The 12,296-nt window shown below is 43.2% G+C and carries 12 protein-coding genes; 4 read left to right on the forward strand and 8 right to left on the reverse strand.

The window, feature by feature from the left end:
* Positions 1 to 6: 6 nt before the first annotated feature.
* Positions 7 to 1,125 (forward strand): efflux RND transporter periplasmic adaptor subunit, encoded by a 1,119-nt coding sequence (locus GO495_RS06975; RefSeq protein ID WP_157298953.1) that lies wholly within the window; start codon positions 7 to 9, stop codon positions 1,123 to 1,125.
* Between the two features lie 50 nt (positions 1,126 to 1,175).
* Here the strand turns inward: GO495_RS06975 and GO495_RS06980 are convergent, their stop codons facing one another.
* Positions 1,176 to 1,679, reverse strand: a complete 504-nt coding sequence (locus tag GO495_RS06980; RefSeq protein WP_157298954.1) for a DinB family protein — start codon at positions 1,677 to 1,679, stop codon at positions 1,176 to 1,178.
* Positions 1,680 to 1,812: 133 nt separating this feature from the next.
* On the opposite strand from GO495_RS06980, the gene GO495_RS06985 reads away from it, so the two are divergent.
* A complete protein-coding gene (locus GO495_RS06985; RefSeq protein WP_240915163.1) occupies positions 1,813 to 2,436 on the forward strand; it encodes a DUF1349 domain-containing protein in 624 nt (207 codons plus the stop codon).
* 108 nt (positions 2,437 to 2,544) lie between these two features.
* Here GO495_RS06985 and GO495_RS06990 read toward each other — a convergent pair whose 3' ends face one another.
* The 3 genes from GO495_RS06990 to GO495_RS07000 are packed head-to-tail and all read right to left on the reverse strand — an operon-like array spanning position 2,545 to position 5,163.
* Complete coding sequence (locus tag GO495_RS06990; RefSeq protein ID WP_157298955.1) at positions 2,545 to 3,471, reverse strand: alpha/beta fold hydrolase; 927 nt, start codon at positions 3,469 to 3,471, stop codon at positions 2,545 to 2,547.
* Positions 3,472 to 3,480: 9 nt separating this feature from the next.
* The gene (locus GO495_RS06995) at positions 3,481 to 4,158 is read right to left on the reverse strand and encodes an alpha/beta hydrolase (RefSeq protein ID WP_157298956.1); all 678 of its coding nucleotides are present in this window, start codon (positions 4,156 to 4,158) and stop codon (positions 3,481 to 3,483) included.
* Positions 4,159 to 4,164: 6 nt separating this feature from the next.
* Positions 4,165 to 5,163: an alpha/beta hydrolase gene (locus GO495_RS07000; protein ID WP_157298957.1), complete on the reverse strand. Its 999-nt coding sequence runs from the start codon at positions 5,161 to 5,163 to the stop codon at positions 4,165 to 4,167.
* Between the two features lie 172 nt (positions 5,164 to 5,335).
* Between GO495_RS07000 and GO495_RS07005 the strand changes: the two genes are divergently transcribed.
* Positions 5,336 to 6,931: a sigma-54-dependent Fis family transcriptional regulator gene (locus GO495_RS07005; protein WP_157298958.1), complete on the forward strand. Its 1,596-nt coding sequence runs from the start codon at positions 5,336 to 5,338 to the stop codon at positions 6,929 to 6,931.
* Here GO495_RS07005 and GO495_RS07010 read toward each other — a convergent pair.
* Genes GO495_RS07010 through GO495_RS07025 form a run of 4 tightly spaced genes read right to left on the reverse strand, consistent with a single transcriptional unit; the run spans position 6,916 to position 11,225 of the window.
* The gene (locus GO495_RS07010) at positions 6,916 to 7,206 is read right to left on the reverse strand and encodes a GNAT family N-acetyltransferase (protein ID WP_205691209.1); all 291 of its coding nucleotides are present in this window, start codon (positions 7,204 to 7,206) and stop codon (positions 6,916 to 6,918) included. The genes GO495_RS07005 and GO495_RS07010 overlap by 16 nt on opposite strands.
* 9 nt (positions 7,207 to 7,215) lie before the next feature.
* Positions 7,216 to 8,550, reverse strand: a complete 1,335-nt coding sequence (locus GO495_RS07015) for a sigma-54-dependent transcriptional regulator (RefSeq protein WP_157298960.1) — start codon at positions 8,548 to 8,550, stop codon at positions 7,216 to 7,218.
* The gene (locus GO495_RS07020) at positions 8,519 to 10,741 is read right to left on the reverse strand and encodes a tetratricopeptide repeat-containing sensor histidine kinase (protein ID WP_170302639.1); all 2,223 of its coding nucleotides are present in this window, start codon (positions 10,739 to 10,741) and stop codon (positions 8,519 to 8,521) included. Before GO495_RS07020 ends, GO495_RS07015 begins: the two co-directional genes overlap by 32 nt.
* 10 nt (positions 10,742 to 10,751) lie before the next feature.
* The gene (locus tag GO495_RS07025; RefSeq protein ID WP_157298962.1) at positions 10,752 to 11,225 is read right to left on the reverse strand and encodes a Dps family protein; all 474 of its coding nucleotides are present in this window, start codon (positions 11,223 to 11,225) and stop codon (positions 10,752 to 10,754) included.
* A 276-nt stretch (positions 11,226 to 11,501) separates the two neighbouring features.
* On the opposite strand from GO495_RS07025, the gene GO495_RS07030 reads away from it, so the two are divergent.
* A complete protein-coding gene (locus tag GO495_RS07030) occupies positions 11,502 to 12,281 on the forward strand; it encodes an Fpg/Nei family DNA glycosylase (protein WP_157298963.1) in 780 nt (259 codons plus the stop codon).
* The last annotated feature ends 15 nt before the right edge of the window (positions 12,282 to 12,296 follow it).

Below are 12,296 nucleotides of genomic sequence, written 5' to 3' on the forward strand. Positions count from 1 at the left end.
AAGATCATGCGGAATATAATAATAACAGCAGGTATCATCTGTCTGTTTTCCTGCAAAGAGAAAAAGCCAGCAACGACTGAACAACAGACGGTCGTGCAGACAAACACCATTGAACTGACGCCTGAGCAGATGAAGAGCGCAGGTATAAAAATAGAAAAGGCTGCAACAAGGGACATGCATACCATACTCAAAGTAAATGGTATGATAGATGTACCTCCACAAAACATTGTGTCTGTCAGTATTCCTTTAGGGGGCTACTTAAAGAGTATGCGACTGCTGCCGGGAATGCAGGTAAGCAAAGGCCAGGTACTGGCCATATTGGAAGATCCTCAGTACATCCAGTTACAGCAGGATTACCTCGTGGCTAAAAGCAGATTAGCCTACCTGGAATCAGATTACACCAGGCAAAAGGGACTGAATGAAGCACAGGCGAACAGTGATAAATTATTTCAGCAGGTAAAGAGTGATTTTGAAAGCCAGAAAGTAATTCTCAGATCATTAGGTGAAAGATTGCAACTGATCAGTATCAGTCCTGATAAACTGAATGAAAGCAATATCTCCCGCAGTATCAGCATTCATGCCCCTATCAGCGGATTTGTAACAAAGGTGAACGTGAACATTGGCAAGTATGTAAGTCCTACCGATGTATTATTCGAACTGATCGACCCTTCAGATCTTCATCTCAGTCTCACCGTATTTGAAAAGGACGTCATCAATCTGGAACCGGGACAGAAGGTCATCTGTTATGCCAATAATAATGAAAAGTATACGGCCAGGATTCATCTCATTACCAGGAACATCAACGAAAACCATAGCAGCGAAGTACATTGCCACTTCGATAAATATGACAAACGCTTATTACCTGGTATGTTCATGAATGCGGAGATTGAACTGAACAATGCCCATGTAAAGGCTGTTCCGGAAGAGGCAGTGGTGAAATGGGAAAATAAGACCTACATCTTCTTCGCAGAAGGGACCGGCAAATTTGAAATGACACCGGTAGAAACAGGCAGTAGTAATGATGGTTATATCGAGATAAAGACCGCTATTCCGGATAAGGATATTGTAACAGGCAACGCTTATGCATTACTGATGAAAATGAAGAATGGGGGAGAGGACGAATAAATAACAATATTAAAAAGGCTCCGCCAGGAGCCTTTTTTAATCTCTCTGTATCACTTTTGAATTACACCTTTCTTCACATGCTCACCAATATTCTTCAATTGATGAATATGCCTTTGTGTATGTACTACAATAAAATGATTCCATTCCATCCTCGTCAATTCTCCAAATCCGGGTAAAGCAAATTCGAGACAGGTAAGGCTTTGGTCCTGTTTTTTAATATTGTCGCCTACTTCATTCAATGTTAATGTCAGAGACTTTAACAGTAAATTTTTATCATGTGGCTGATCAGAAGGAATAATGAACTCCGGAGATTTAAATTTCTCGTTGAAGTTCAAAAACAGGTCCCCTATAATTTTGATCTTTTCTCCGGGATTCCTTTCAGTAGACGTTACGGCGCCCTGTAGCACCTGGGACACGCCGGATACGGATTTATAGATATGTTCGCCTACCTGTCCGGCAGTCCAGCTACCTTCAAAAGGGACCACATTAATTTCGGTTTCGCTGAATGAAGATAAGGTCTTTATCAGCTCAGCAGCAGTATTTTCAAATTCCATAACGATCTCAGTTTTTAATAAACCAAATGTCTATACTAAAATGGACAATCCGGGGGCGTATTCACGACTTCTTTAGGGGGGATTTGGGACATTAATTTTGTTACATTTGCCCTACTTTTTAAATCAATCGTTTATGAGAAAAAATCTTTTATTCGTTTTCGTACTTAGTTTTTGTATTGGTAACCTGCATGCTCAAAATCAATCTCCTGTTATGAAATGGTTTAATGAACCCGGCAAATGGACCGGCAACGCAAAGAAACTGGATGTAACCGTTGACCCTGCCACCGATTACTGGCGTGTAACACATTATGGCTTTATCCGCGACAACGGCCCTTTTTATTTCCAGGAACAGGAAGGCGACTTTGAAGCGAGTGTAAAGATCACCGGACATTACCAGGAACTCTTCCACCAGGCTGGATTGATGGTAAGGATCGATAACAAGAACTGGATTAAAACAGGGATTGAATATGTGGATGGTGTACAGAATGTAAGCGCGGTAGTAACAAGAGAAGTATCTGACTGGTCAGTGGTTCCCCGCCATGATAGTCCGGAGTCTGTTTGGCTCAAATTGTTGAGGAAAGGAGACTTCGTAGAGATAAAATATTCTTTTGATGGTGTAAAGTATGATATGTTACGACTGGCATACTTCCCGCCAAATGTAAAAGCACAGATAGGTGTAGTAGCTGCTGCTCCCGGTAAGAAGAGTTTCCCTGTGGTGTTTGAGGACTTTGAAGTAAAACCCGTAGAAAAGAAATAATAATAAAATCCCCCTGTAACATACATACAGGGGGATTTATAAATATAAGGGGCGGCCAGCAGTTCTCCCGAACACCTCTGGCCATCCCCCCTGTAATTGCAGGTTAAATTATTCTTTGATAAACTTGATCAGCTCCTCATTGAATTTATCTTTCTCTTCTACAAATGAAGCATGTCCGCTTTTATCAAACGCTACCAGTTTAGAACCGGCGATCGCTTTATTCATTTGTTCTGCTAAAGCATAAGCAACGATCTTATCTTCTTTTGCATTGAAGATGAGAGTTGGTACTTTTATTTTAGGTAAATCGCCTCTCAGGTCCTCATCACGCAACGCGATCAACGCCTGCTCCATAGCATAAGGAGAGGATTGCATGTTAATACCTCCCAGCCATGCGCCAATACCAGGAGTGATAGTCGTGGCATTTAAAGTAAACTTGGAACCAACCGCATCCAGCAATGCAGGACGATTTGAATTGTTCAGTTCTACCCATTGTGTGATCTCCTCTTTGGTAAAGAGCGGATAAGGGTAATCAGGCTTCTTGGTATGACAGGGGGCTGCTGCGGAGAACAAGGCCATCTTGCTGATATGCGCTGCATTATACTTAGCTACATAATGCAGTACTATAGCGCCTCCCATAGAATGACCGCCAATCACGGCATCCTTGATATCCAGTTTGTCCAGTACTGTTTTTATGTCCGCTGCAAACTCATCATAGTTATATTTACTGTAAGGCTTGTCCGACTGACCAAATCCTCTCAATGTAATACCTATAACCCTGTAACCGGCTTTGATCAGTGCATGGTACTGGTACTCCCACATCGCATCACTTAAGGGGTATCCGTGAATCAGCACGACCGGTTTGCCTTCTCCCAGGTCCGTTACATGTAATCGTACATTCGGCTCTACTTCTATGTATTCTGCCCTGGCGCCTGGTTTTTCAACCTGCGTTTCAACCTGCTTTGTTTCAGGGGCTTTATTGGCGCAGGAAGAAATAAGCATACCAGATGCAATAAGTGCAATAGCTGTTAGTTTCATTTTTTATAATTAAATGGTTGAAGCTTTAATGATCACATCCACTACTTCTGCAGGCTTTGTCATGAACAAAGTATGCCCACCGGTCATTTCTGTAACAATGCAACCTGCGCGTTTATACATGGTACGCTCCAGCGCAGGATTAATAGTGCCGTCATCCGTAGGGAAAATAGCAAATGAAGGTTTGCTTTTCCAGGCGGCCTGTGTAACCGGCGTTACAAAAGACTTCACCGTTAACGGGATCTGAGAATCATACATAAAAGCTGACTTCTCGGCAGACTGGCCCACCGCGAACGTTGAATTGAACAATGCCTTATCAAGATATACATTGCCCTTTTCATCCGGTGCCAGGATACCGTTCACTTCCAGTATCGCTTCGGACTGCACCAGCGCCAGTGTAGATTCTCCTACCTCCGGAACGAAAGCCGCTACATACACCAGACTGGCTACATTTGGATGTACACCAGCTTCTGTAATGACAGTACCGCCCCAGGAATGGCCTACCAGTACAACCGGACCTTTCTGCCTGTCAATAGCCGCTACAGTAGCTGCTACATCCTCTTCCAGCGTAGTCGTTGGGTTCTGTACAAGTGTAACATTATACCCTTTTTCCTTCAGGATCTTATAAGCTGGCTCCCAACCGGAAGCATCCGCAAAGGCTCCGTGTACGATAACAATGTTCTTAGTCATAATTTATTATTTTAAGTATTTTCTTAACTCTGCTGCTGCATGAACAAATACCGATTTAGACTGAGGCGTTTCTGCCAGAGGATTTAACAAACCGAAATCATGAATGGCTCCGTTATAACGAACTGTGGTCACTGTTACACCTGCTTCATCCAGCTTACGGCCATATGCTTCACCGCCATCCCGGAGGATATCCGCTTCTGCTACATGTATCGATGCCGGAGGAAGACCCTTTAATTGCTCCAGGGTTGCATTAATAGGAGATGCATAGATCTCTGCACGTTGTTTAGGATCTGTTGTATAGTTATCATACATCCATTTCATCAATGGCGTTGTCAGGAACCTGTCTTTCCCGAAACGTTTATAGGAATCATGCTCAAAGTTGGCATCTACGATAGGCCAGAGCAATACCTGTAATTTAATTTCAGGACCTTTATTCTCTTTTGCTTTAAGCGCCGTTACAGCCGCCATGTTACCACCAACGCTGTTACCAATTACTGCCAGTCTTTTACCGTCCACATTAATCTCCGTACCATGTTCAGCCACCCATTTGGTAGCAGCAAAGATCTCATTCACCGCCTGTGGGTACTGCGCTTCCGGAGAAGGAGTGTAGTTCACAAATACACCCACCGCACCGGATAATACCGTAAGATCACGTATCATACGTTTGTGCGTAGGGAAATCTCCTAATACCCAGCCACCGCCATGGATGAAAATAAACACAGGTAACACTTCGTTATTCCCTGCAGGACGAACGATATCCAGCTTGATCGTGAATCCATCCGCTGTGATCGTCTTCTCAGAAAAATCTACACCTGAGTAATCTACCTTCACAGAGTTCTGTGCACCTACCAGTACTTCCCTGGCTGCTGCCGGAGGCAAGGATTCCAGCGGGGCGCCGCCACCACTATTAAGCGCTGCTAAAAACTTTTTCGTGTCTGCGGACAATGCCGGATCTTCTGCTACAGGTGGAATGATGATCTCACCTGTTTGTTGATGTTGACTCATAATCATGGGTTTATTTGTAAGTACCAGTTGTCAAAGCTCGTACCATTCGTATAATCAATTGTAAATCATGTTATTATATCCAATTCTAGATAAAATTAATTAACGGCATATCGTAATTTTATGATAGGTTTTACGCTCCGTCATTTGACGGAACAATGTAACTTTGCGTACAATGACAAAAGAAAACCTTTGGGAGAGTTTACAGGAAAAAGAGAAGGAGCAGGAAGTATTGCTCTCCTTCAGCAATGACCTTTCCGCTGCCCGCGATAAAGAAGAACTGTCAAGGATCATACACGAACGCCTGAGCGAGTTGTTCGTGTACGATGATTTCGTTATCTGCACAGTAGATGAGGCACAAAAAATGCATAAAACATTCTTCCACTTCTTCCGGGAGAAACCTAAAGATTATGAACTCTATGACCGTGTGATCAATGGAAGCTACCCCGTAGAGGATGGCTTTTATAACCTGGTGCTGGCGTCAAAAGAAATCATAAGGTTTGACCTGACTAAAATGGAGTTACCGCAATACATCCAGTACCATTATAATGATGGTATCCGCGAAGTAATAGCCATCGCCTTACATAATCAGAAAAGGAAAGTAGGTACGTTTTTTCTCCTGCTGAAAAACCCGGATACCTTCACCCCGCAGGCACTCCGTTTATTACAGGGATTATCTTACCAGCTGGCTATCACCATTGCCAATATCATCGCAAATGAACAGATAGAAAAACAACTGAATGAGATCCGCCATTATAAACAACAATTAGAAGAAGAAAATCTCTACTTACAGGAAGAAAGGAATGAAGGATATAACTTCTCGGAAATAATAGGTGCAGGTACAGAAATGCAGAAGATCTTCCGCCTGATATCGCAGGTGGCCCCTTCAGACTCTACCGTGCTGCTGATGGGAGAAACGGGTACAGGTAAAGAACTGATAGCACGCGCTATCCATAATGGTTCTCCCCATAAAGATAAACTGATGGTGAAGGTTAATTGTGCCACCTTACCACCCAACCTCATAGAAAGTGAACTGTTCGGCCATGAGAAAGGAAGCTTTACCGGCGCTACAGAACGCCGGATAGGTAAGTTTGAACTCGCCAATAACAGTACTCTTTTCCTGGATGAAGTAGGAGAGCTCCCCATGGAATTACAGTCTAAATTATTAAGGGTATTACAGGAGAAAGAGATAGAGCGTATAGGGGGAAGAGGCAGTATAAAAGTGAACGTGCGTATCATCGCGGCTACCAACCGTAGTCTGCAGAAAGAAGTGGATGCCGGCCGTTTCAGAAGCGATCTCTTTTACCGGCTGAATGTTTTCCCTGTTACATTACCTCCGCTGCGTAACCGTAAGGAGGATATCCCAGTCCTCACGAACCACTTTGTTGCCCGTTATGCAAGAAGCGCCGGCAAAAAGATCAATACGGTATCCCCTAAAGTAATGGAAAGCCTGCTGGCTTACTCCTGGCCCGGGAATGTACGGGAGCTGGAACACCTGGTAGAAAGGAGTGTTCTGCTTACCACCGGCACAACGATCAGGCAAATGTACCTGCCTGCCGGTAACCAGAAAGAAACAAATGCCGGTGAGTTTACAATAGTCACGTTGGATGAAATGGAACGTACTTATATCCTGAAGGTATTGAAGGTATGTAAAGGACGTATTTCAGGCCCTTTTGGGGCAGCCGTTAAACTGGGGCTGCCATCTACCACCCTGATATCAAAAATGCAGAAACTGGGCATTAAAAAGGAGCATTTTCACGATCCTTTGTGATATGCAGGGTCCAGCTGATGATTATACTCCGGATGTTTGGTGAGAAACTTCGCTACGAACGGGCAATACACCATCACCGGCTTGTTATGCTGCTTTGCATAATCAAAAGCGGCTATCGCCAGGGTACTGGCCACGCCCTTGCCTTCCATCGCTTTGGGAACGGTCGTATGCATCAGGGCTATATCCTTTTTATAGAACCGGTAGGTGAGAGAGGCCTTTTCTCCATCCTGTTCAATCTCAAATTGCTGTTCCTTCTCATTATTGACAACTTCCATAGTCATAATTTATACGTACCCCTGTTTAATGCCTAACTTCTTCATCTTGGAATAAAGGGTCGTTGCAGGCAAATTTAATATTTCTGCGGCACCACCCGGACCAAAGACTTTTCCATTACAGGTCTTCAGTACCTTCATGATATGCTCCCTTTCAATTTCTTCCATCGTTTTGATACGGCTCTCATCCTCATATACAGTAGTCATTTCCGGCATCTCGATCCTGTTGATTTCATTCCCCGTGGCCATCAGCACATTCCTTTCTATCAGGTGCTCCAGCTCCCGTACATTCCCCGGCCAGTTGTACTGTATTAACTGCTTCATTGCCTGTTCAGAAATACTGTTTACCTTTTTACCGGCTTTCTGCGCATATTTCTGCAGGAAATAATTGGCCAGTTCTTCAATGTCTTCTTTATGCTTACGTAAGGGAGGTAGTTCTATCGGGAATATATTCAACCGGTAATAGAGATCTAAACGGAAACGCCCGTCTGCTACTTCTTTTTCCAGGTTACGGTTAGTAGCGGCTATCACCCGCACATCTATCTTCAGGGTCTGATTACTGCCCAGCCGCTCTATTTCCTTTTCCTGTAATACCCTTAATAATTTAGCCTGTGAATCCAGTGGCAGTTCACCTATTTCATCCAGGAAGATGGTACTCCTGCTGGCCTGTTCAAACTTGCCGAGGCGCTTGCTATTAGCGCCGGTAAACGCGCCTTTCTCATGCCCGAATAATTCCGACTCGATCAGTGAGGCTGGCAGGGCTGCGCAGTTAATGGTAACAAGCGGCATGTTCCTGCGCGCCGAAAGGTGATGAATGGCATGTGCTGTTTTTTCTTTACCGGTACCGCTTTCCCCTAGTATCAGCACCGCGCTTTCTGAGGGCGCTACCACATAGATCTTTTCCAGTACATCTTTAAGCCCTATGATGCCTTCGGTATTGGGAAGCACCTCAGGAATAGTATCAGGCTCTTTATTTTCAAGTGTATACCTGTAACGGGCAATGTCCAGCATCACCAGCAGGTCCCTTTCCCGGAAAGGCTTTACCATAAAGCCATAGGGCTGGGTTTCCTTCACTGCTTCCAGTATGCTCTGATTCGTATTTGCGGAGATATACAGGAAGGGTATTTTCTTTTCACGCAGCTCCCAGGCAAGATCAATGCCTGTCTCTTCACCTCTCAGTATGATATCCAGTAATACCCAGTCGGGCTTTTTAGATGCTATCAACAGTTTTGCGGCATCAACGGAAGAGGCTGTCCCACACACATTATAGCCCGCTTTTACCAGGATTATCCTGAGGTCATTTGCTACTATAAACTCATCTTCTACGATCAGTATTTTTTCTTTCATATACTAACTGATGATTATTAAAAACAATCTCTATTTTTAATCCGTTATCGTTTTTTATATTGAATGTCCCGTCTAATTGTTCGCTCAATCCGCGCATCAGGCTCATGCCCAGAGAGTGGGTGTTTTCCAGCTGGAAGTCGGCCGGTAATCCCACACCATTGTCCGATATGTTTAACTGGTAAGTTGTACCATGCAGTTTTTTCAGCGATATGATCACCTCTCCTGTACTGTTACCTGGGAAGGCATATTTGATGGCATTACTGATCGCTTCATTCAGTATCAGTCCCAGCGGAACAGCCCTTGCCACATCCATTTCCACCGGTTCTATCTGTAGGGTGAACACGATCCTGCTTAGCGTGTGAAAGCATTCCTGCATATAACTCACCAGCTCTCGTATGTACCAGCTCATCTCAATACAGGCCAGGTTATCCGACTGGTAAAGTTTCTGATGAATAAGCGACATGGCATGCATCCTGTACTGACTGTTACGGATAGCTGTTAATGCATCTTCATTATCTAAATAGGCAGATTGAGTGTTCAGTAAACTGATCACGATCTGCAGGTTGTTTTTTACCCGGTGATGGATCTCTTTCAATAACCATTCCTTTTCTCCCAGCAGCTTTTTTAATAACTCATTCTGATGATTGATCTCTTTCTGCTGCAGCTCCAGTTTCATATTACTGCGTTTTTTGGAACGGTAGCTCATATAGATCAGACCGGAAAACAACGACAACAGGATCACCCCGGCAATGATCACATTCCTGATCGTTCTTTCTTTTTGTAAACTGTTATGTTGCAGCTTACTTTGCTGGGTTAACAATTGAATATCCTTGTCTTTCTTTTCAGTCTCAAACTGTAGCTGCAAACTGGAAAACTGTTTACTTTTTTCAATATTAAAGATAGAGTCAGATAAAGATTTATAGAGCTGCTGATGCTGGATCGCTGAGATGTAATTACCCAGTGCAGAATCTACGCGAAACCAGTCGAGCTGGTTCCTGGACCTTGCCAGGTTATCCCCCAATGCTTTACAGGTATTATCCAGTTCTTCGAGGTATTTATAGGTTTCTTTGTATTGTTTGGTTTCGATGAGATACCTGATAATACTCTGACATAATTGATGCTGGGCAATACTGTTGGCATCGAGTTCATTGTGGAATTTTACTATTTCTTTATAATAGATGTTGGCCTTATTATAATTTTTCATGTCCATATAGATATTGAAATAGATATATGGTACTGTAATTCTTATTTCAAGGGAGGTAGGGGGATATGTTTTGACCATATTATCCAGTAAAGACAGCGCTTCCTTGTATTTTTTAATCCTGAATAAGCCCGAGGCAATATTGCCTGTAATAATCTGATAAGATGCGGTATCCTTATGTGCTATGGATACAGCCAGGGCTTTGCTCCAGTAATCACGGGCCGACTGATATTCCCGTAAATTATAATAAATGAGTCCCATATGATTGTAGATAGTCCCCATTTGTATACTGCTGTCTTTTAATGTTTCACCTGTTTTTACAGCGAGCAGTCCGTATTTTAACGCCTGATTAAAGTCGCCTTTCACCTGATAGCCATTACCCATCAGATCATATATCCCCTGTACATCTTTATACCCTGCTGCTTTCGAGTATACAAGGGCTTCCCCGAGATAATTCAGTGAGGTACCGAGATCTCCTTTAATATGGTAGAAATCTCCCAGTACCTGTAATGTTATAGCTACCTGTTTTAAATCGCCGGTTTCCTTAAAAAGCGGAAGGGCCTTTTTATAGTAAAAGATGCGTTGGTCAAGATCGCTCCCTTCGTTGTGATGATATTGTGCAGATTCGATGTAACCTTCAGCCAGTAAATGTTTTAAATCATAAGTGGTATACAGGGCAAGTGCCTCTTTCAACTGGTCCGCTGCTTTTTTCCATTCCCCCTGCTCCCGGTAGATCTGGGTCTCCAGCAAAAGCCCTTTAGCGGTCCCTTCACGGTATTGTAATGCTGCGCTTATTCTTAAGGCTTCTTCATTCAGCAGTAATGCACTGTCAAGGTCACGCTTCAGCTCTCCCTCTTTCATCAGGTAGTACCGGCTATTAGTTTGCAGTTGCTTCACCCTGTTCGTATCGGCTATAGGCTGCGCATGTACACATACATGCATTAAAACCACTGCCGCGAACAACAGTGGTTTTAAAAATATATTGCTCATCTGGTTCATACTATTCTAAGTGAGCTCTGAGCATCCAGGCCATCTTTTCGTGAGTCTCCATTAAACCAGTGATGTAATCGCTGGTACCTGCATCATGCAGTGCGGTTACATAGTTATTGATATTCTCACGCAGGTGGATCAGGATACTTTCATGATCTGCCAGTAATTCCTTGATAAATCCGGCGCTGTTGTTCTTTTCCCTGGATTGTTCGGAAAGATGTGTCAGCTCCAGGTATTCTTTCAAAGAAGCGGGTGCATAGTGACCCAGACTTCTGATCCTTTCAGCAACATCATCTACGATCTGTTCCAGTTGTCCGTACTGTTCTTCAAAGAATTTATGCTTGGCCAGGAAGTCTATGCCTACAACATTCCAGTGCGCCTTGCGTGTTTTGGTATACAGTACAAATTCATCTGCCAGTATTTTGCTCAGTGATTGTGCTACTGCAGCAAGATGCTCCTGCTTAATACCGATTTTTGCTTCCATGTGTTTAGATTTATTAATTATTAAATGATGTTACTGCTGCTGATAAAACTAGGCAGAAAATGAATAGTTTGATGATGGTAAGTTTAAGGGGGTATATAGTCAATAAAGATGCCATGTGGTTAACTAATTGATTATTATTATTTTACATCGATTTCTGCTAAAACTAAATTTACGATATACCGTTAATTTGCGAACCGCCCCCGAAATATAGATAATACCCCATTCCTGTCCGGCATAATTTTTAGACTAAATTCGCAGTACTAATAGCGTAAGATCATGCCTGAATTACCGGATTTACAAGTTTTCAGTAATAACCTCGATAAGAAACTGTCCAGGAAAACAATAGACCATATCACCATTTCCAATGCAAAAAATATAGTGGCTAACGCGGCTACTTTCAGAAAAGCATTTGAACAGCAGAAGTTGTACAAAGTATACAGGGAAGGTAAAGAACTTCGTTTTGAATTCAAAAATGGTAATATTCTGGGGATGCATCTGATGTTACACGGAGAATTACACCTGTTCAAAGATGATAACGATGCCAAACATACCATTGCCGAATTACACTTTACAGATGGTACCGGCCTTGCATTGACCGACTTCCAGCGTATGGCGGCCCTCACGGTAAATCCTCCAAAGAATGAAGCGCCGGATGCGATGTCAGAAGATCTTACGGCTGCTTACCTGGAAGAGAAAATGTCCGCTACCCGTACCACTATCAAAAAGCTATTGCTCGATCAGCATATTATCCGTGGTATAGGCAATGCCTATGCAGATGAAATCCTCTGGCATGCACGTCTTTCCCCCTTCTCCATTTCCAACAAGGTCCCGCCTGCAAAAATTAAAAAGCTGGCGCGTACCATCTACTCCGTATTATCAGATGCGATAGCGAAAATCCAGAAGAAGAACCCGGATATTATCAGTGGTGAGATAAGGGACTTTATGGAGATCCACAACCCCCATCTGGAAAAAAGCCCTACCGGAGTAGAGATACAACATCAAACTATTGGTGGCAGGAAAACCTATTTTACTGAAGAGCAGGAACTATTTGAGTAGGAAAATCAATACGCT

Origin of the sequence: Chitinophaga oryziterrae (assembly GCF_009758125.1) — a bacterium.
In the GTDB taxonomy this organism is placed as follows: domain Bacteria; phylum Bacteroidota; class Bacteroidia; order Chitinophagales; family Chitinophagaceae; genus Chitinophaga; species Chitinophaga oryziterrae.